We start from the raw sequence: 19,536 nt of genomic DNA on the forward strand, positions 1-19,536 counted from the left end.
CCAATCCAGGAGTACATAGTGAAATCTCGCATGCTGGCAGGAACGGCTGCGATTGCTTTGGCGATTGTGGGCGCCCTTCTCATCATCTTCTACGCGCAGGGCGCCGACCAGCGAGCGGTGGCGGCAATGAATCCAGTCACCGTCTTGGTAGTCAAGAAGGCCATACCGGCAGGCACTCCTGTGGACCAGATGGCGGCATCGTTGACCATTGAGAAGGTGCCGGGTACCGGCGTGGCCGGGAGCGCGCTCAGTACCCTTGAGAACTCCGCTGGCACGGTCAGCGCTGTGGACCTCATCCCCGGAGAGCAGCTCCTCGCCGAACGCCTCGTCGCCCCTGAAACGGTCAAGGCCGAGGGCACTGTGGAAATACCGGCCGGCTTCCAGGAGGTCTCCTTCGAAGTGGAGCCTAAGAGGGTGGTGGGCGGACGGATCGACGTCGGCGACCACGTCGGCTTCTTCCTCTCATTCGACAACGGAGCGTTCAAAGCCAAACCCGAAGACGCGACCACCCAGCTCACCCTCCGCAAGGTCCTCGTCACCGCCGTCCAGCGCGCACCGCAGACCACACCCGCCGAAAAGCCGGCCGACGGTCACCCCAGCCCCCAGGACACCACCCTTCCGGAGGGCTCGCTGATGCTGACCGTCGCGGTCAACGACGTCGACGCCGGCAAGATCGTGTTCGCCTCCGAGTTCGGTCGCCTCTGGCTGACCAAAGAACCCCTCGATGCCCAGGACAACGGCCCCCGCATCGAGCGCAAGGAAGTGGTGTACAAGTGAGCCGCTTCGTGCTCCTCTCCCCGAACTCCGACTTTGACCACAAGCTCCGCCAGGCTGTAGCGCACGGACTCCGTGGCTCGGTCCAGACCATCGCCTCCGACATCCTTCCCGCCGGACCGCAGGAGCTGTTCGCCCTCCTCAACCAGGAACAGCCGGAAGTCCTCATCATCGGCCCGGACGTCTCCCCCGACGAGGCGCTGCGTTTCGCCAAGGTCTTCGATGTCCAATTGCCCGGCCTCAGCATTGTGCTTGTCAGCGACGCCGATCCCGCCGTCCTCCTGCACGCCATCCGGGCGGGGATCAGGGACATCCTGAGCCCCCACGCCGATGCCGCCGAAATCCGCGTCCTCCTGGAACGCGCCTGCCAGTCCTTCGCCACCCGGAACCGGTCCTTCGACGCACCACCACCCGAAAACGGCGGTAAGGGACTGGTCGTCGGCGTATTTTCCCCCAAAGGCGGCGTCGGCAAGACCACCCTTGCCACCAACATCGCCATCGGGCTGGGCCAGATCGCCCCCATGAGCGTGGTCATCGTGGATCTGGACCTCCAGTTCGGCGACGTCGCATCCGGCCTGTACCTCAATCCCGAGCACACCGTCACCGACGCCGTCAGCCCTGCCGCGGCCCAGGACTCCCTGGTCCTCAAAGCATTCCTGACCGTCCACCCCGCTGGCATTTATGCCCTGTGCGCGCCGCCGACCCCAGTGGATGCGGACCACATCACGCCCGAACAGGTCACCCACCTTCTGGAGCAACTGGCACGCGAATTCCAGTACGTGGTATTGGACACCGCGCCCGGCCTGCCCGAGATCGGGATCGCAGCGCTGGAGCAGTGCACCGATGTGGTGTGGGTCAGCGCCATGGACATCCCCAGCCTCCGTGGCCTCAGGTCCGGCCTGGAAGTCCTCCGCCAGCTGGAGATCATGCCCGAGTCACGTCACGTAGTCCTGAACATGGCCGATGCCAAGTCGGGCCTGACAGTCCAGGACGTGGAGTCCACCATCGGTGCACCCGTGGATATCAGCATTCCCCGTTCCCGCGCCGTGGCACTGTCCACCAACCGGGGCATCCCTGTTCTCCAGGAATCGAAAAAGGACCCGGCCGTCAAGAGCCTTAAACAGCTGGTTGAACGCTTTAACCCCGTCTGGCGGACCCAGGCCCAACGCAAGCTCCACCGAAGGGTGGTCATCTAGTGAAACTCTCCGAACGGATCCAAACCGTCCAGGACAGGAACCAGTCGCTCCATCCGGCGGTCGCCCTGCGCCCTGCCGTTGCCGGTACGACGGCGGCGCGTACCAAGGCGCCCCGGCCCACGGCGCGTGAGGCGCACCTTGAGGAGTCCGCAGGAGCCCAACCTCCCGCCGTCGTACTTTCGCATGCCGGTTCACCGGACCTGGCTCCCCCGGCACCCAAGGCGCAACCGGTGGATGTATTTGCCGCCATGAAGCTCCGTGCCGCGAGCGCCCTCTTTGAACGGATGGGCGCACGGTTCAACGACGCGTCGGTGACCGAGCAGGAGCTTCGCAGCACCGCGAAGGAAGAGCTCACCCTGATCATTGACGCGGAACAGGTTCCCCTGTCCGCGGAGGAGCGGATCCGGCTGGTCCGCGACGTCGCCGACGACGTACTGGGGTACGGGCCGCTGCAGCGGCTGCTGGACGATCCGGCCGTCACGGAAATCATGGTCAACCGGATGGACCAGATCTACGTGGAGCGCAAGGGCAAGCTCACCCTCACCGAATCCCGGTTCAGCTCGGAAGAGCACCTGCGCAAGGTGATTGAGCGCATTGTTTCCAAGGTTGGACGACGGATCGATGAGTCTTCGCCGCTGGTGGACGCCCGGCTGGAAGATGGTTCCCGCGTCAACGCCGTGATCCCTCCCCTGTCCGTGGGCGGGTCATCCCTGACCATCCGAAAGTTCAGCAAGGTACCCCTAACGGTCCGCAACCTCATTGACTTCGGCACCCTCACCCCGGAGATGGCAGAACTGCTGGACGCCTGCGTCAAGGCCAAGCTGAACATCATCGTCTCCGGCGGCACCGGCACCGGAAAGACCACGCTGCTCAACGTCCTGTCCTCCTTCCTTCCAGCAGACGAACGGATCGTCACCATTGAGGATGCGGTGGAGCTGCAGATCCAACAGCAGCACGTGGTCCGGCTGGAAAGCCGCCCACCGAACACGGAAGGGAAGGGCGAGGTGACCATCCGCGAATTGCTGCGCAACTCCCTGCGTATGAGGCCTGACCGCATCGTGGTAGGCGAGGTCCGCGGCGGCGAATCACTGGACATGCTGCAGGCCATGAACACCGGCCACGACGGCTCTCTTTCCACGGTTCACTCCAACTCTCCGCGCGACGCTGTGGCCCGCCTGGAGACCCTGGTCCTGATGGCCGGCATGGACCTTCCACTGCGGGCCATCCGGGAACAGATTGCATCGGCTGTGAACCTGATCGTCCAGATCTCTCGGCTGCGCGACGGGTCCCGCCGCATCACCCACGTCACGGAGGTCCAAGGCATGGAAGGGGACATTGTGACCCTGCAGGATGCTTTCGTTTTTGACTACTCCGCCGGGATGGACTCCCACGGGCGTTTCCTTGGCAAACCGGTGGCCACCGGCATCCGGCCGCGGTTCATCGACAGGTTCGAAGACCTCGGCATCCACGTCTCACCGGCGGTGTTTGCCGGCTCCCTCTCCCCGGTGATGAAATGACGGCTCTCTACCTCGGGGCCGCCGTCCTGCTGGCGGCAGTGAGCCTCCTCGGCATCGCGGTGCTGACCCCCGGCACGCCCGAGGTGCCGATGGACCGCCGTCGTCCGTTCGAATCAAACCCGCCCACCACGCTGACGCGCTTTGCAGCATCCGCAGTCACCTCCTTCGAACGGATGCTGGGAGGCCGGAACGTCCAGCTCTTTTCGCGTGCCCAGCTGGAAAACGCCGGCCTCAGGCTGAGCCAGTCCGAATTCTTCATCCTGGTGGCGGCCGGAGCGTGTGTGGGATTCCTGGTGGGTGTTGTCACCGTCGGGCCGCTGATGGGGTTGTTGCTCGCAATCTTCTCTCCCTTCGTGGGGCATCTCGTCCTTGGATACCTGGTGGGGAAGCGGCGGGCGAAGTTTGATACCCAGCTCGGCGATACGCTTCAGCTCCTCTCGGGAGGCCTGCGCGCCGGCCACAGCATCCTTCGCGCCATCGACGCCGCCGCGGCGGAATCCCAAAAGCCCACCTCGGAAGAGATGCGGCGGGTGATCACTGAGACCAGCCTGGGCCGCGATCTCCTGTCAGCCCTCAATGACACCGCCCTCCGGATGAAGAACGAGGACTTCGTCTGGGTTTCCCAGGCCATCCAGATCAACCGCGAAGTTGGCGGCAACCTGGCGGAGGTGCTGGACCAGGTGAACGAGACCATCCGCGAACGCAGCGAGATCAAGGGGCACATCAAGGCCCTTGCCGCGGAAGGAAAGTTCTCCGCCTACATCCTCATTGCCATGCCATTCGGAATTGTGGCCATGCTGCTTTCGGTCAGCCCAAACTACATGAACCCAATGTTCAGCCACCCCCTGGGCTGGGCCATGATCGGCGGCTCGTTTGTCCTCATGACCATTGGCGCCCTATGGATGCGCAAGATCATCGACCTGAAGTTCTGAGGACATGATGAACCCGCTGATTCTCGTCTCCGTGGTCTTGGTCTGTATTCCCGTCGCCGGACTGGCCTGGTCCCTTCTGACCGCGGATCAGAAAGGCCGGGTGGCAACGGCCGAGCTCCTGGGCCGTGGCGCCTCCCTCTCAGGACTGGTGGCTCCGCCCAGGGCCAGTATGCTCGAAGCCATCGGGCGACGGCTGACTCCGCCTGCGTACGTGGCGTTCTTGGACAAACTGCTTTCGCTCGCCGGCCGGCCGGCCTCCATGCCCCTGGGAAAAGTCCTTGGTTCCAAGCTGGCCATCGGCCTGACGGGTGCGTCGCTCGGTATCTACCTGACCGCCGTCGGAAATACGCCCATGATGAAGCTCGCGGGCATTTTCCTCCTCTTCCTGGGCTATTTCATTCCGGACCTGATGCTGTACAGCAAAGGCCTGGAGCGTCAGAAGGCCATGCAGCTGGAACTGGCCAACACCCTTGACCAGATGCTGATTTCCGTAGAGGCGGGTCTCGGCTTCGAGGGGGCGATGGCCCGGGCCGGCGAAAACGGCAACGGACCTTTGGCGGACGAACTGGTCCGCACTCTGCAGGACATGCAGGTGGGCCGCAGCCGCCGCGAGTCCTACCAGGCGCTTGCGGAGCGCACCAGCATCCCGGAGCTGCGAAGCTTTGTCCAAGCGGTGGTACAGGCGGACACCTACGGCATCGCCATCAGCCGCGTCCTGCGGATCCAGGCCAAAGTCATGCGGGTAAAACGCCGCCAGCGTGCCGAGGAAAAGGCCATGAAACTGCCCGTGATGATCCTGTTTCCACTGCTGTTCTTCATCTTTCCCGTGCTCTTCATCGCCATTCTGGGTCCCGCGGTTATCAACACGGTTGTCACTTTCAGCGGGCAATGACTGTTTTAAAGCGCAAAGTCAGGGATGACTCAAGGTTTCCACAGGATCTACTTAAGACAGGCTCTCACGTTTCTACAGGAAGTAGCCTTGAAGCATGGATAGTCCACCACTCCCCTTCAGCAGCGGGGACGTCCCTGCCCAGCCGTCGGCTGCGGGGGCTGCAGCGGGCGTGGGATCGGGCCCGCCGGCTACAGGAGAAAATACCCTGCGCTGGGTCGACCCGGACATCCTGGCGGAGTTGGAAGAAGAACTCGACGGCCCCGAACTTGCCCTTGGATTCGCCCGAGACTACGCGTCTTTGTGGGACCAACGCTTCAGCCGGCTTGCGGCAGCGGTCCACACCGAAGACCGCCCCGCTGCGTTGGACGCCGTTATCAGCCTGCGGATCGCTTCAGCCATGGTGGGCGGGACCCGGTTGTCCGTATTGGCCCAAGCCCTGGAGGAAGCCATCCGCCGCAGGGACTTCGTCCAAGGCCAAGGTCTCCTGGCAATCGTGGCTGAGCACGGCGGGCATACAGTCTCAGAGCTCCAGGCAAGCTACATCCTCAAAAACGACTAGTGATCGGTTCCCGGCCAGCCCTGTAGGTCGGTCCTCTTCGGTGCGAGCCGGTAGCCCACCCCCCGCACGGTCTGCAGCCAGCGCGGTGCCAGCGGATCTTCCCGCAGCTTGCGGCGAAGGTTCCCCACGTGGACTTCCACAGCCCGCTCGTCTGCCTCACTGATGTAGGCATCCGCCTCATAAAGGTCACCCCGGACCGCCCGCACCAGATCGGATCTCGTACACACCGCCCCCTCGCCGCGGAGCAAAATGTGCAGGAGATCGAACTCGCTGCGCGTGAGCCCGAGATTGACCTCACCAATCGCCACCGTGCGGGTGCGGTAATTCAAAATGAGCCCATTGTGCTGGATAACCCCCTGGTGGGTGAAGGTTGCCGGCGCGGCCGGAGGGGAAGCCCACGAAGCAGCCTGCGGCGGACTGGTGACCTCATGCCGCGGCCGCCGCATCATAGCCGCCACCCTGGCCCGGAGTTCACGCGGCCGGAAGGGCTTGGCGATGTAGTCATCGGCTCCCGCGTTCAGGGCCGAGAGCAGATCGGGTTCCTCTGTCCGGCCGGTCAGCATGACTACATAAGCATCACTGAAATTGCGGATCCGGCGCAGAACCTCAAAACCGTCAATGTCCGGAAGGCCGATGTCCAGCGTGACCACCTGGGCTTTGTTGTGCCGTACCGCCTCGACGCCTTCCCGGCCCTCGGCAGCGGTATGCACCTCAAAGCCAGCCTGACTCAGGATTCCCTCCAGGAGATTCCGTACATCAGCGTCGTCTTCAATTACTACTGCTACGCCAAGATATTCCATGTCTATCCCTGTTGCCAGGTGGAAGAGGTCCCCATCAGCCCAGCGCCAATCCCTCGTCCACTCCAACTCTTTACACGCTACAAGTATGAACGGCGGATGACACGCCTTTCCGCATTTAGTTTTGAAAAGTCAATTACGATGACAACACAGCACACTAAGATTCGTAGGGCTGATTAGCTCAGTGTTCAGATATTCTGCTGCATCAATTTCATTGGTGACGGAGTGGGGGCCGTCAGGAAAGTTGGAGACCCCGCATGGCTCGACGTCCCTCGCCCAAGGGAGTTGCCCTCTACTTCAGAAACCTCGGCCCCCGCACCCAGGTTGCCTTGTGCCAGCTTCCGCTGTCCCTGATTGTCACGGTCATTGGCGTGATGACACCCGTCGGCTGGCCATCGCTGCTGGGCAGCCCCCTCTACATGGCCGGGATCGCCCTTCCCATCATTCTTTTCGGGGCGTGTTTCCTGACGCCATGGGAGCGGATGCCAGACAGCTCCTATCTGCTGATTCCGGTCCTTGACCTGCTTGCGATCGGGCTCCTCCGGAACAGTGCCACAACCCTGCTCCCAGGACTCGTGGTTTTGGTCGTCTTCCCGGTCATTTGGTTGGCCGCCTCGGGGTTGCTGGTCCGTTCCAGCCTCTTACTGTGCGCAGTAGGGCCATTCTTCATCATGTTGCCGTCCGCCGCCGGAAAATTCCCGGTCATGACGGCAACGGACCTTACTCCACTCGTCCTTTTCCCGCTGGTGATGCTTGCTGTTTCACTCGCAATCCGCTTCGCCAGCGTCAATATTCGCGCCCAGCAGCGCGAGCTGCAAACCTTGAGCGAGGAACTACGGGAGCTGCTGGCCGCGAGCCAGGAACGCGAGAAACTGCTGATGACCATCCTGGACGCTACCGATGTCGGCATTGTCGCCGTCGATTCGAACGGTGACCAACTGCTGGCCAATGACATGACGCGGCGATGGCAGCAGAACGCCGCAGCCGCCGGCGTCCTGCGTGCTGACCACAGCGAAGAGCTGGTCTTCGCCCAGGACAAGATCACTCCCCTGCCGCCGGACAAACGTCCCCTCCGGCGCGCCATCGAAGGCGAATCTTTCGCCGACTATCTCGTGTGGATCGGTAAGGGCCCCCAACAGCGAGCGGTGTCTACCGCCGCCAGGCCGTTAATGGACGACGGCGGCCGCCTCACCGGAGCGGTGGTTGTCTTCAGCGACGTGACGGGGATGGTTGAAGCCATGGCCGCGAACGAGGAACTGGTCTCCAACGTCTCCCACGAATTCCGGTCCCCGCTCAATTCCATCCTGGGCAACATCGACCTGGTACTCGAGGCCGGCGACGGGCTTCCCGCCATTACACTCCAGCGGCTGGACGTGGTGCAGCGCAACTCCGAACGGCTGCTTGCCCTGGTCTCTGACCTGACGCTCGAGGCGTCCGCCGCCCTGAATGTCCACCCGAAACGCACCGACATTTCCGGACTCGTGGAGACCAGCATCGGCTCAGCCCAGGCATACGCGGAACGGGCAGCCGTAGCGCTGATGGCCGACGTTCCCTCGCCGCTCTGGGCCCACGCCGACCCGCTGCGGATCGGCCAGGCACTGGACAATGTGGTGTCCAACGCCATCAAGTACTCCCCCAACGGCGGCACTGTGACTATCAGCGCGGCCAGCACCGGAGACTGGGTCAAGCTTGTTGTCCAGGACACCGGTATGGGCATGGCGCCAGAGGATGCGGCCAAGGTCTTCAGCCGGTTCTTCCGCACCGAGTCTGCCCGGGACGCAGCCATCCCCGGAGCCGGGCTGGGCCTTGCCATCACCAAGACCATCTTGGAACGCCACGGCGGGGCCATCGCCTGCGCCAGTGCCCTGGGCGGGGGCAGCACGTTCACCATGACCCTGCCCGTCGAATCCAACCCCGGTGGTTGAGCCCGTCGAAACCCAAGCCCGGTGGTTGAGCCTGTCGAAACCCAAGCCCGACGAAACCCCCAGCACCGGTTTTCCACATAAAGCATCCTCCCACTCGTAGGGCCGCCGACTGCGCTGCAGAATCGTCTCATGCCATTCGCGTATATGCTCCGCTGCTCAGACGGCTCCTACTACGTGGGCAGCACGGTGAATATCGAAATGCGTCTCGCGCAACATCAATCGGGTGAAGGGGCCGCCTACACGCGCCGCCGACGGCCGGTGGAGCTCGTTTGGATTGAAGAGTTCAGCCGTGTTGACCAGGCGTTTGCGCGGGAGAAGCAGGTTCAAGGCTGGAGCCGCGCGAAGCGGGAAGCGCTTATGTCAGGGCGGTACGGCGACTTGCCGGGGCTTTCGGCCGCTCCTGGCAGGCCAACGATTCCGTAGGGTTTCGCCAGGCTCAACCACCGGACCGCCACTCGGTTTCGACAGGCTCAACCACCGAGCTCTGTTTCGACAGGCTCGGTTTCGACAGGCTCAACCACCGGAGCTCAATGCTTGCGGACTGCCCTCGTCAGTTCGGCGCGGGCCGGCATCTCGTCGTCGGACGGGTAGGCAACTTCTTCCAGGACGAGCGGGTGCGGGGCGGCCAGGACGGACTTCGCGTCCCGTTTTTTGGCCAGCAACCGCTCATGCATCCAGCCCGGCTCCTCGATTCCCTCGCCCACGAACAGGGCCGAGCCAACCAGTGAGCGAACCATGTTGTGGCAGAACGCGTCGGCCTGGACGGTGGCCACGATGACTCCGTCCTCACCGCGGTGGAACTCGAAGCGCTGCAGCTCGCGGATGGTGGTGGCGCCGTCCCGCGGCTTGCAGTATGACAGGAAGTTCTGCAGCCCAAGCAGCGGCGCGGCGCCGGCGTTCAACAGGTCCACGTCCAAGGGGCTTTGGTGCCAAAGCGTGAAGTACCGTTCGAGCGGATCCCACAGGGCGGGACCGTCAGCGATGCGGTAGCTGTACCGCCGCCACAGCGCGGAGAACCTGGCATCGAACCCCACGGGCGCCAAGGACACGAGGTGAACCTCGATAGCCCCCGTCAAGTTCCCCAGCCCGCGGCTGAGGGCGCCACGAATCCGCCTTAGGAACGCGACAGCGGGATCCAGTTCGTGCCCGCGCGGCAGTTTCAGCCACTCGGCCTCGGTCAGGTCCAGGTGGACCACCTGGCCGCGGGCGTGCACGCCGGCGTCGGTACGTCCCGCCACGGTGACCCGGATGGGCCGGCGGATCAACAACGCCAGCGCCTCTTCCAGGATCCCTTGGACGGTGCGCAATCCCGGCTGCACTGCCCACCCATTGAAGGGGCCGCCGTCGTACGATAAATCAAAGCGGACACGCAAAAACCCGCCGCCCCCCAAAACGGGGGCAGCGGGTTTTTGGTCGTTCATAGACATAAGTCTATGCGACGGAATTGGCGAATTACTTCGCTTCGTTCTCGTCCTTGTTCTTAGCGGCGGGAGCCTTAGCAGCCTTCTTAGCGGCCGGAGTTTCTTCGGTGGCGGCTTCCTCAGCGGCCGGAGCCTCTTCGGTTGCAGCTTCCGTCTCAACTTCAGCAGCTTCGGTCTCGGTTTCGGCAGGCTCAACAACCGGAGCTTCTTCAGCAACCGGAGCTGCCTTTGCGGCAGCCTGGGTAGCCTCGGCCACAACAGCCTGCTTGGCGGAAACCGGCTCGAGAACCAGTTCGATGACAGCCATGGGAGCGTTGTCGCCCTTACGGTTACCGATCTTGGTGATGCGGGTGTAGCCGCCGTTGCGGTTCTCCACTGCCTGTGCAATGTCGGTGAACAGCTCGTGGACGATGCCCTTGTTGCTGATCAGGCCGAGTACACGGCGGCGGGAAGCCAGGTCGCCACGCTTGGCAAAAGTCACCAGACGCTCGGCGTAGGGCTTCAGTCGCTTGGCCTTGGTCACCGTGGTGGTGATCCGCTTGTGCTCGAACAGTGCGGCGGACAGGTTCGCGAGCATAAGACGCTCGTGAGCCGCTCCGCCTCCGAGGCGCGGACCCTTAGCGGGGGTAGGCATAATAGTTTCTCCTCATATGGAAGCCAGTGGGCTGCGCACACCGTGGTGCATCCAGCCAGCCGGCCAAGATCTGTTATTTAGAGTTCGTCGTCGCCGAAAGCGGCGTCGTCCTCTTCAATTGCTGCGGCGCGTGCTGCGAGGTCAAAACCGGGAGGCGAGTCCTTGAGGGACAGGCCCAGTTCAACCAGCTTTGCCTTGACCTCGTCAATGGACTTCGCACCGAAGTTACGGATGTCCATGAGGTCAGCCTCAGAGCGTGCAACAAGTTCACCCACGGTGTGGATGCCCTCACGCTTGAGGCAGTTGTAGGAACGGACGGTGAGGTCCAGATCCTCGATCGGCAGTGCCATGTCTGCTGCCAGGGCAGCATCCGTCGGCGACGGGCCAATCTCGATACCTTCAGCTGCGGTGTTCAGCTCGCGGGCCAGACCAAAGAGTTCCACCAGGGTGGTACCTGCGGAAGCAACAGCATCGCGCGGGGCGATGGCCTGTTTGGTCTCGACGTCGACAATGAGCTTGTCGAAGTCGGTGCGCTGCTCAACACGGGTTGCTTCCACGCGGAAAGTAACCTTCAGGACCGGCGAGTAGATCGAGTCGACCGGGATACGGCCGATCTCGGAGTCGCCGGACTTGTTCTGAGCTGCCGAAACGTAGCCGCGGCCGCGCTCGATGGTCAGTTCGAGTTCGAACTTGCCCTTCGAGTTCAGCGTGGCAATGTGCAGATCCGGGTTGTGGAATTCGACGCCGGCCGGCGGAGCGATGTCCGCGGCGGTGACGACTCCGGGGCCCTGCTTGCGCAGGTAAGCCACAACCGGCTCGTCGTGCTCGGAGGAAACCGAGAGGCTCTTGATGTTCAGGATGATCTCAGTGACATCTTCCTTGACACCCGGAACCGTGGTGAACTCGTGCAGCACGCCATCGATCCGGATGCTGGTTACAGCGGCACCGGGGATGGAGGAGAGCAGGGTACGGCGGAGGGAGTTTCCGAGGGTGTAGCCGAAGCCCGGTTCCAGCGGTTCAATAATGAAACGCGAGCGGTTATCGGAGACGACCTCTTCGGAGAGGGTGGGGCGCTGTGCAATGAGCACTTAGGTTTCCTTTCGGCGAGCATCCGCTATATGACGCAACACAGGTGGTGGAAATTCGGTCTGAAGACTTAACGCGGCTGGGCTTGCCCGGACCATTGACGGTCCGGGCAAGCTCAAGCAGCTGGAAAAGCCTTAGACGCGGCGGCGCTTCGGCGGACGGCAGCCGTTGTGCGCTGCGGGGGTGACGTCCTGGATGGAGCCAACCTCCAGGCCAGCGGCCTGCAGCGAGCGGATTGCGGTCTCGCGGCCTGAACCCGGTCCCTTGACGAAAACGTCAACCTTGCGCATGCCGTGCTCCTGCGCACGCTTGGCAGCAGCTTCGGCAGCCATCTGGGCTGCGAACGGGGTGGACTTGCGTGAGCCCTTGAAGCCAACCTCACCTGAGGAAGCCCAAGAGATAACAGCGCCGTTCGGGTCCGTGATGGACACGATGGTGTTGTTAAAAGTGCTCTTGATGTGCGCCTGGCCCAGCGCGATATTCTTTTTGTCCTTCTTACGCGGCTTGCGAACCGCGCCACGAGTCTTCGGGGGCATTTTTTCTCCTACAGAAAGTTATTGGGGGAAGACGAGTCAATCCCGAGGGATTTAACGGGCCTTCTTCTTGCCTGCAACGGTGCGCTTCGGACCCTTACGGGTACGTGCGTTCGTCTTCGTACGCTGTCCGCGCACTGGCAGGCCCTTGCGGTGGCGAATACCTTCGTAGCTGCCGATTTCAACCTTGCGGCGGATATCAGCTGCTACTTCGCGGCGAAGGTCACCCTCAACCTTGTAGTTGCCTTCAATGTAGTCACGAAGTTCTACCAGCTGGGTATCGGTGAGGTCCTTAACGCGGACGTCAGCGCTGATGCCAGTGGCAGCCAGGGTTTCGTGTGCACGGGTCTTGCCCACGCCGTAGATGTAAGTAAGCGCAATTTCCAACCGCTTTTCGCGGGGAATGTCTACGCCAGCGAGACGAGCCATAGTGGCAGTGCTCCTTGAATAAACCGGAGGTCGTAGGCAGTACACCCGCACGTTCTGTGCGGCCCCAGCCTCCGACCGGGGGTTAGCTGTCCGGGCTCATACGTCCCAGTTCAGCTTGTGCTGCCTTTTATTTACTTGCGTGGGTTAGCAACCCAGGATTTCCCTTGGAGGGGAAATTAGCCCTGGCGCTGCTTGTGGCGCGGGTTCTCGCAGATCACCATGACCCGGCCATTACGGCGGATCACTTTGCACTTTTCGCAGATCTGCTTGACGCTCGGCTTGACCTTCATGGCGTTCCTTTGCGTGTGGCAGTTGGTCAACTGGTGCAGCCTTCAGCTCACGCTGAGGCCGCCCAGAATTTACTTGTAGCGGTAGACGATACGACCCCGAGTGAGGTCATAAGGGCTCAGTTCCACCACTACCCGGTCCTCAGGGAGAATCCTGATGTAGTGCTGGCGCATCTTGCCTGAGATGTGCGCGAGTACGATGTGCTTGTTGGTCAGCTCAACGCGAAACATCGCGTTAGGCAGCGCCTCAGTCACAACGCCTTCGATCTCAATGACCCCGTCCTTCTTGGCCATACCCTCCGCTAACTGTTGTTGCCGCAGCCCTGCCGGATTGCACCGGACATGACCACGAACGTTTTTGTTGGATCGGTTGTTGCCTCCGGCCCCAAACAGGGCACAGCTGGGCAGACAACCAACAAGCAACATTACTACATCTGTACTCAGTTACCAAAAAATACCGAGTTACACAATCCCGTCCAGGATCGCCAAGCGTACGACGTCGGCTGCCGCGCTCTGCAGGGTAATGAGGCTCACCTGCCGGGCAGTTTCAGTACTGCGGTCCAGCGCCACGTCTCCAGTGGCGAGGCAGAACACAGTATCCCCGTCGGCCAGCGTATGCGAAGGGTTCAGCGCCCGAGCCAAGCCGGCATGCGCGGCAGAAGCAGTCCGCTTGCATTCGGCGGGGTCCAGGATGGCGTTTGTCGCCACAACTACAAGCGTTGTGTTCAACGCAGGCGGGCCGGCATCCGCTGACGGGGAATCGGGAACCCGGAAGCGCGCGTCTAAGGTGGGCCCACGCGAGCCGGGTTCCCTGGCCGAGCTTGCGAGGTTAGGGAGCTCGTGGGGCGGCACGACCGAGCGCGCGGAGGGTTCGGGATTTCCCGGAAGTGCCTCCACGGGAAACCCCAGTGCGTTCACCACGGCCAGCGCCCCCACAACCACGCCGTTCTCGAGCATGACCGATGCCGTACCCAGTCCGCCCTTGAACTGTCCCCGGCCAATGAGAGCTCCGGTGCCGGCGCCCACACTGCCGCGCCCGACGTCGTGCCCGTCCTTTTCCGCAGCGGCCGCAACAGTCGCTGCGTAGCCCATCTCCGCCGTCGGGCGCGCAGAGAAGTCGCCGCCCCTGCCCAGGTCGAAGATGGCGGCGGCGGGGACGATCGGCACCACTCCCCCGGGGACGGCGAAGCCCCGGCCGTTCTCTTCGCACCAGCTCTGTGCACCGTGTGCGGATGCGAGCCCGTAGGCACTGCCGCCGGTGAGGACCACAGCGTCCACGGTGGACACCAGCGTGGTGGGGTCGAGCGCGTCGGTCTCATGAGTGCCGGGACCACCGCCGCGGACATCCACGGAACCCACTGTCCCCGGCGGCGGCAGGACCACGCTTACGCCTGTCAGCCAGCCGTCGCCGGTCTTCTGCTGGTGTCCTACCCGAATCCCCGGCACATCAGTTATGGCTCCCATGGGCTCCATTGTGCTCCATCGCGGACCGGCGCTCCGGCGCGTCAAACAAACACTGTGCAATACTGCTGGAAACACGGCGTTAATGGGCGATGAAGCCTCCAACAACAATCCTCTGGCGAGGGCTTATGCGGGATTCTGCTCACCGACCGTGTGGTGAAGTATGGCTAGATCCCCTGCCCGCCGGGCCCGCCTAGTACGGGCCCCGATCTGTTGGAGACCCTCATGACTCGTCAACTCGCCTCCACACTTTCCACAGAGCCGCCTGGCCCTCCTGGCCCGCCAACGCGGCGACGCCCGAAGCACTGGTCCGGCCGGGCCCGGCGGGACTTCTTCGTGTTCCTGGCGTTGGCACTCCCAAACCTCGTACTCATCGCAGTGTTTACCTACCGCCCGCTTATCAGCAATATCTACTACTCGACCCTTGACTGGACCCTGGGTTCGGCGTCGGCAACGGTGGTGGGACTCGACAACTACGTCACCTTCTTCAGCAGCAACGACGCTACCAAAGTGCTCGGCACCACGGCAGTGTTCACACTGGTGACAGTGGGCGGCTCCATGATCCTTGGCCTGCTCATCGCCTTGGCGCTGAACTCCAAGGTCCGCGGCACAACGTTCGCGAGGTCGGCGGTTTTCGCCCCGTACGTGCTGTCCGGCGTGGGGGTGGGCCTGGTCTGGCTGTTCATTTTCGATCCCGGCTACGGTGTGCTGGCCTGGATCCTCCGCGGCCTGGGACAGCAGAGCCCGCAGTGGATCAATGACCCGCAGCTTTCCCTGGTGATGGTCATCCTCGTCTACATCTGGAAAAACCTCGGATACTGCGCCGTGGTCTACCTTGCCGGCCTGCAGTCACTGCCCCAGGACGTTATGGAAGCCGCCTCGCTCGATGGGGCGAACGGATTCAGGCGCTTCGTCAGTATGTCGATCCCGCTGCTGTCACCCACCACCTTTTTCCTGCTCATCACCAGCATGCTGAGCTCCCTTCAGGCCTTCGACCTGATCCGGATAATGACGCCGCTCGGGACTGGCACCAGCACCCTGATCTACGAGGCCTACCTGCAGGCATTCGGGGCCTTCAACAGGGCCGGATACTCCGCCTCAATTTCCGTGATCCTGTTTGCCATCCTGCTGGTGGTCACTCTGCTCCAACTCCGCTTCGTGGAACGAAAGGTGCATTACTCATGAGTTCCCTGTCGCCGGTCAACCCCGACCCGAGCGCTCCCCCGCTCGTCCACCCTGAAGCCTTTGTGCCCCGCGAGCGTCCGTTCTCGGCTCGGAACCTGCTCCAGACAATCGCCGGCGGATACATTCCGCTGTTTGTTGCCACGATGGTGGTTTTCCTGCCCCTGCTGTGGATGATCCTGAGTTCCCTCAAACAGCCTGGTGAAATCATCACCACGGACCTGCAGATTCTTCCGGACAGCGTCAACCTGGAGAACTACAACATCGCAATGACCACCGTGCCGTTCGCCCAGTTCTTCATCAACAGCACGATCGTGACCGTGGTTGGCGCCACCGTCAAGGTGCTGCTGGCCATCCTGACCGCTTATGCGCTGGTGTTCGTCCGCTTCCCCTTCAAAAACGCCATCTTCATACTGATTCTCGTGGCCCTGATGGTACCGCCGCAGGTATCCATCCTGCCCAACTACATTCTGATCGCCGGCATGGGCGGCAAAAATACTCTCTGGGGCATCATCCTCCCAGGACTGGGAACCGCATTCGGAACGTTCCTCCTTCGGCAACACTTCCTGACGCTGCCAGCATCGATCCTGGAATCCGCCGAGATTGACGGCGCAGGTCATTGGCGCCGCCTGTGGCAGATCGTGGTCCCGGTCTCGGTTCCTTCCATTGCCACAGTGGCGCTGGTGACGGTTGTCAGTGAATGGAACGAATACATCTGGCCGCTCATCATCACGGACCGCCCGGAAACCATGACCCTGCCGGTCGGCCTGACGCTGCTGCAGAACTCCGAAAGCAACGCCTCCGGCTGGGGCATCCTCATGGCCGGCGCTGTGCTGGTCATCGTACCCATCCTGGTGATCTTCGCAGCACTGCAGCGCTACATCGTTGCCGGCCTCACCCAAGGCAGCGTTACCGGCTGACCCGCGTCCGCCGTCGTTCTTCCACCAGAAGCAGCAAATCCCTTTAAGGCAACAACCGAAAGGAACCATCATGACCACGAATCTTGACCGACGGCACTTCCTGGGCCTCGCCGGCGTCACCGCCAGTGCGGCAGCGCTTTCCGCCTGCGGGGGCCCTGACACGGGCGGCACCACGGCAGCAAGCGAAGCGGCGGACATTGATTTCAGCGGCGTCAAGCCGGCCGCGAAGATCGATTTCTGGTCCAACCACCCGGGCAAGTCCCAGGACGTCGAGAAATCCATCATCGAAAAATTCCACGCGAAGTACCCGGACATCAAAGTAAACCTGGTCACGGCCGGAGCGAACTACGAGGAAATCGCGCAGAAGTTCCAGACCTCGCAGGCCGCCAAATCGGGGCTGCCCGCTGTTGTGGTCCTGTCCGATGTCTGGTGGTTCCGCTACTTCACTAACGGCAGCATCATTCCGGTCGACGGACTGATCAAGGAGCTGGACATCAAAGTCGACGATTTCCGACAATCCCTCGTGGACGATTACAAGTACGACGACAGGCAGTGGGCGCTTCCCTACGGGCGCTCTACGCCGTTGTTCTACTACAACAAGGACCACTTTGCTGCCGCAGGCCTGCCGGACCGGGCGCCCGCAACGTGGCAGGAATTTGGCGAGTGGGCCCCGAAGTTGAAAGCGGCCTCCGGTGCACAGTATGCCTACATCTATCCCGCCCTGGCCGGCTACGCAGGCTGGACCCTGCAGAACAACCTTTGGGGCTGGGGCGGCGGCTGGTCAACGGACTGGGAGATCACCTGTGATTCGGCCGAATCGGTGGAAGCTTTGCAGTGGGCCCAGGACTCCATCTATAAGCACGCCTGGGCGGGGGTCTCGTCCAAGGAAGCCGCCGACGATTTCTCGGCCGGTCTGACCTCCTCCACCATCTCCTCGACCGGTTCCCTGCTCGGGGTGCTGAAGTCTGCCACCTTCAACGTTGGCGTAGGTTTCCTTCCTGGCGGCCCCAAAGCGAAAAGCGGAGTTTGCCCCACGGGCGGCGCCGGCCTGGGCATCCCGAGCGGTATCAGCAAGGAGGAACAGCTCGCCGCGGGAACGTTCCTGAAGTTCATGACCGAGCCTGAAAACACGGCGGCATTTTCCGCCGCCACCGGTTACATGCCGACCCGCACCTCCGCCGACATGACGGCGGTGCTGGCCAGAACTCCCCAGATCAAGACCGCCATGGACCAACTTGCCGTAACCAAGGTGCAGGACCGCGCCCGCGTGTTTCTCCCGGGCGCCGACCAGGAGATGGCCAAAGCTGCCGCCAAGATCCTTACCCAGGAAGGCGACGTAAAGGCCACCATGACCGAGCTGAGGGCCACACTCGAGGGAATCTACACCAAGGATGTTAAGCCGAAGCTCAAGGCGTGACGATGCACTAAGTGCCCTGCGATACGCAAAATCCCTGCCGCTACCGGTATTCAGATAGCGACAGGGATTTTGCGCGTCGACGGCAAAGCTGCGTCGAAGGACCTACGGGATCGGAATAGGCACGACGCCGAGCGGCACCAGGTGCTCCGCTCCGCCGTCGGGTGCTGAGAGTACCCAGATCCCCTTCTCGTGAACGGCAACCGAGTGCTCCCATTGGCACGAGCGCTTGCCGTCGGTGGTCACCACAGTCCAATCGTCCTCCAGCACGGCGGTGTCGATGCTGCCGCGGACCAGCATGGGCTCGATGGCGAGGCACAGTCCGGGCTTGATCTTGGGACCGCGGTGACTGGTGCGGTAGTTCAGGACATCCGGGGCCATGTGCATTTCGGAGCCGATGCCGTGGCCCACATAGTCCTCCAGGATGCCCAGCGGCTTGCCCGGCACGGACGAGACGTAGTCGTCGATGGCCGCGCCGATATCGCCCACGTGGCTGCCCGTGGCCAGTGCGGCGATGCCGCGCCACATCGCGGCCTGCGTCACATCGGAGAGCCGCTGGTCCTCGGGGTCAACCTTGCCCACAATGACGGTCCGTGCAGAGTCGGAGTGCCAGCCGTCAACAATCGCGCCGCCGTCGATCGAGATGATGTCGCCGTCGTTGAGGATCTTGCCGCCGGGGATGCCGTGCACCACTTCCTCGTTCACGGAGGTGCAGATGGTGGCGGGGAAGCCGTGGTAGCCGAGGAAGTTCGACTTGGCGCCGGCCTCGTTCAGCACTGCGGCGAAGACGTCGTCCAGCTGCTTGGTTGTGACCCCGGGAGCTGCGGCTGCCACCGCTGCGTCCAGCGCACGGTTCAGCACCAGCCCGGCGTCGTGCATGATGCGCATCTGGGCGTTGGTCTTGTATTCGATACGGGGCTGGCCGAAGGCCATGGTGTGTCCTCTCAATGGCTGAGGCTCCTCCCGGATGCCGGGAGGAGCCTCGGAAAAGCATGTTGCGGGACTTAGGCGGCCTGGGCTGCCTTGATGGCCTGCATCACGCGGTCGGTGACCTCGTCGATGCCGCCGATGCCGTCAACCTGGGTCAGGATGCCGCGTTCGGCATACTTGGCCACAACGGCTTCGGTCTGCTCGTGGTACAGGTCCAGGCGATGGCGGATGACGGCTTCGTTGTCGTCGCTCCGGCCGGTTTCCTTGGCACGGCCCAGCAGGCGGGCGACGAGTTCTTCGTCGTCGGCTGTGAGCTGCAGGACGACGTCGAGCTTTTCTTCGCTGTTCGCGAGAATACCGTCCAGGTAGTCCACCTGCGCCGTGGTGCGCGGGTAGCCGTCCAGGAGGAAGCCGTTTTCTACGTCCGGCTCGCTGAGGCGGTCGCGGACCATCTTGTTGGTGACGCTGTCCGGAACGAAGTCCCCTGCGTCCATGTACTTCTTGGCTTCGATGCCAAGAGGAGTTTCGCCCTTCACGTTGGCGCGGAAGATATCACCGGTGGAAATCGCCACGACGCCGAGGCGCTCGGAAATGCGTTCCGCTTGCGTTCCTTTTCCGGAACCGGGGGGTCCAATAATCAACATTTT

The 19,536-nt window shown here is 62.7% G+C and carries 22 protein-coding genes; 11 read left to right on the forward strand and 11 right to left on the reverse strand.

The window, feature by feature from the left end; translation table 11 throughout:
* Window positions 1-18 precede the first annotated feature (18 nt).
* From FYJ92_RS13725 to FYJ92_RS13750, 6 genes are all read left to right on the forward strand, one after another.
* Window positions 19-777 carry a Flp pilus assembly protein CpaB gene (locus FYJ92_RS13725; RefSeq protein WP_255482088.1) on the forward strand — a complete coding sequence of 253 codons (759 nt, stop codon included), beginning with the start codon at window positions 19-21 and terminating at the stop codon, window positions 775-777.
* The gene (locus tag FYJ92_RS13730) at window positions 774-1,970 is read left to right on the forward strand and encodes an AAA family ATPase (RefSeq protein WP_185261204.1); all 1,197 of its coding nucleotides are present in this window, start codon (window positions 774-776) and stop codon (window positions 1,968-1,970) included. The genes FYJ92_RS13725 and FYJ92_RS13730 overlap by 4 nt, the downstream gene beginning before the upstream one ends.
* Window positions 1,970-3,487 (forward strand): CpaF family protein, encoded by a 1,518-nt coding sequence (locus FYJ92_RS13735; protein ID WP_185261205.1) that lies wholly within the window; start codon window positions 1,970-1,972, stop codon window positions 3,485-3,487. The genes FYJ92_RS13730 and FYJ92_RS13735 overlap by 1 nt, the downstream gene beginning before the upstream one ends.
* Window positions 3,484-4,419 carry a type II secretion system F family protein gene (locus FYJ92_RS13740; RefSeq protein ID WP_185261206.1) on the forward strand — a complete coding sequence of 312 codons (936 nt, stop codon included), beginning with the start codon at window positions 3,484-3,486 and terminating at the stop codon, window positions 4,417-4,419. The genes FYJ92_RS13735 and FYJ92_RS13740 overlap by 4 nt, the downstream gene beginning before the upstream one ends.
* 7 nt (window positions 4,420-4,426) lie before the next feature.
* Entirely contained in the window at window positions 4,427-5,311 is an 885-nt protein-coding gene (locus FYJ92_RS13745) for a type II secretion system F family protein (protein ID WP_185261207.1), read from the forward strand.
* Window positions 5,312-5,405: 94 nt separating this feature from the next.
* On the forward strand, window positions 5,406-5,870 hold the full coding sequence (locus FYJ92_RS13750) for an Hpt domain-containing protein (protein ID WP_185261208.1): 465 nt from the start codon (window positions 5,406-5,408) through the stop codon (window positions 5,868-5,870).
* Here the strand turns inward: FYJ92_RS13750 and FYJ92_RS13755 are convergent.
* Window positions 5,867-6,670: a response regulator transcription factor gene (locus FYJ92_RS13755; RefSeq protein WP_185261209.1), complete on the reverse strand. Its 804-nt coding sequence runs from the start codon at window positions 6,668-6,670 to the stop codon at window positions 5,867-5,869. The genes FYJ92_RS13750 and FYJ92_RS13755 overlap by 4 nt on opposite strands.
* Before the next feature lie 254 nt (window positions 6,671-6,924).
* Here FYJ92_RS13755 and FYJ92_RS13760 point away from each other — a divergent pair, with 254 nt between their 5' ends.
* Window positions 6,925-8,592: a cell wall metabolism sensor histidine kinase WalK gene (locus tag FYJ92_RS13760; RefSeq protein WP_185261210.1), complete on the forward strand. Its 1,668-nt coding sequence runs from the start codon at window positions 6,925-6,927 to the stop codon at window positions 8,590-8,592.
* A gap of 144 nt (window positions 8,593-8,736) precedes the next feature.
* Window positions 8,737-9,015: a GIY-YIG nuclease family protein gene (locus FYJ92_RS13765; RefSeq protein WP_255482418.1), complete on the forward strand. Its 279-nt coding sequence runs from the start codon at window positions 8,737-8,739 to the stop codon at window positions 9,013-9,015.
* A gap of 104 nt (window positions 9,016-9,119) precedes the next feature.
* Here the strand turns inward: FYJ92_RS13765 and FYJ92_RS13770 are convergent, their stop codons facing one another.
* The 8 genes from FYJ92_RS13770 to FYJ92_RS13805 all read right to left on the reverse strand — a co-directional run bounded on the left by FYJ92_RS13770 (window position 9,120) and on the right by FYJ92_RS13805 (window position 14,446).
* Window positions 9,120-10,013: a tRNA pseudouridine(38-40) synthase TruA gene (locus tag FYJ92_RS13770; RefSeq protein ID WP_185261212.1), complete on the reverse strand. Its 894-nt coding sequence runs from the start codon at window positions 10,011-10,013 to the stop codon at window positions 9,120-9,122.
* 31 nt (window positions 10,014-10,044) lie between these two features.
* Window positions 10,045-10,647 (reverse strand): 50S ribosomal protein L17, encoded by a 603-nt coding sequence (rplQ, locus tag FYJ92_RS13775; RefSeq protein ID WP_185261213.1) that lies wholly within the window; start codon window positions 10,645-10,647, stop codon window positions 10,045-10,047.
* Window positions 10,648-10,724: 77 nt separating this feature from the next.
* Window positions 10,725-11,735 carry a DNA-directed RNA polymerase subunit alpha gene (locus FYJ92_RS13780; protein ID WP_056344331.1) on the reverse strand — a complete coding sequence of 337 codons (1,011 nt, stop codon included), beginning with the start codon at window positions 11,733-11,735 and terminating at the stop codon, window positions 10,725-10,727.
* A 132-nt stretch (window positions 11,736-11,867) separates the two neighbouring features.
* Complete coding sequence (gene rpsK / locus FYJ92_RS13785) at window positions 11,868-12,269, reverse strand: 30S ribosomal protein S11 (protein ID WP_018769149.1); 402 nt, start codon at window positions 12,267-12,269, stop codon at window positions 11,868-11,870.
* 51 nt (window positions 12,270-12,320) lie between these two features.
* The gene (gene rpsM / locus FYJ92_RS13790; protein ID WP_066293239.1) at window positions 12,321-12,695 is read right to left on the reverse strand and encodes a 30S ribosomal protein S13; all 375 of its coding nucleotides are present in this window, start codon (window positions 12,693-12,695) and stop codon (window positions 12,321-12,323) included.
* 176 nt (window positions 12,696-12,871) lie between these two features.
* Complete coding sequence (gene rpmJ, locus FYJ92_RS13795; RefSeq protein WP_009358722.1) at window positions 12,872-12,985, reverse strand: 50S ribosomal protein L36; 114 nt, start codon at window positions 12,983-12,985, stop codon at window positions 12,872-12,874.
* 69 nt (window positions 12,986-13,054) lie between these two features.
* Window positions 13,055-13,276 carry a translation initiation factor IF-1 gene (infA, locus tag FYJ92_RS13800; RefSeq protein ID WP_009358723.1) on the reverse strand — a complete coding sequence of 74 codons (222 nt, stop codon included), beginning with the start codon at window positions 13,274-13,276 and terminating at the stop codon, window positions 13,055-13,057.
* A 168-nt stretch (window positions 13,277-13,444) separates the two neighbouring features.
* On the reverse strand, window positions 13,445-14,446 hold the full coding sequence (locus FYJ92_RS13805) for a P1 family peptidase (RefSeq protein WP_185261214.1): 1,002 nt from the start codon (window positions 14,444-14,446) through the stop codon (window positions 13,445-13,447).
* A gap of 222 nt (window positions 14,447-14,668) precedes the next feature.
* Here FYJ92_RS13805 and FYJ92_RS13810 point away from each other — a divergent pair, with 222 nt between their 5' ends.
* From FYJ92_RS13810 to FYJ92_RS13820, 3 genes are all read left to right on the forward strand, one after another.
* Window positions 14,669-15,628: a carbohydrate ABC transporter permease gene (locus FYJ92_RS13810; RefSeq protein WP_185261215.1), complete on the forward strand. Its 960-nt coding sequence runs from the start codon at window positions 14,669-14,671 to the stop codon at window positions 15,626-15,628.
* The gene (locus FYJ92_RS13815; RefSeq protein WP_185261216.1) at window positions 15,625-16,545 is read left to right on the forward strand and encodes a carbohydrate ABC transporter permease; all 921 of its coding nucleotides are present in this window, start codon (window positions 15,625-15,627) and stop codon (window positions 16,543-16,545) included. The genes FYJ92_RS13810 and FYJ92_RS13815 overlap by 4 nt, the downstream gene beginning before the upstream one ends.
* A 70-nt stretch (window positions 16,546-16,615) precedes the next feature.
* Window positions 16,616-17,962 carry an ABC transporter substrate-binding protein gene (locus FYJ92_RS13820; protein ID WP_185261217.1) on the forward strand — a complete coding sequence of 449 codons (1,347 nt, stop codon included), beginning with the start codon at window positions 16,616-16,618 and terminating at the stop codon, window positions 17,960-17,962.
* Between the two features lie 102 nt (window positions 17,963-18,064).
* Here the strand turns inward: FYJ92_RS13820 and map are convergent, their stop codons facing one another.
* On the reverse strand, window positions 18,065-18,892 hold the full coding sequence (gene map, locus FYJ92_RS13825; protein WP_185263814.1) for a type I methionyl aminopeptidase: 828 nt from the start codon (window positions 18,890-18,892) through the stop codon (window positions 18,065-18,067).
* A 71-nt stretch (window positions 18,893-18,963) separates the two neighbouring features.
* Window positions 18,964-19,533, reverse strand: a complete 570-nt coding sequence (locus FYJ92_RS13830; protein WP_185263815.1) for an adenylate kinase — start codon at window positions 19,531-19,533, stop codon at window positions 18,964-18,966.
* Between the last annotated feature and the right edge of the window lie 3 nt (window positions 19,534-19,536).

Origin of the sequence: Pseudarthrobacter sp. NBSH8, assembly GCF_014217545.1 — a bacterium.
GTDB lineage: Bacteria > Actinomycetota > Actinomycetes > Actinomycetales > Micrococcaceae > Arthrobacter.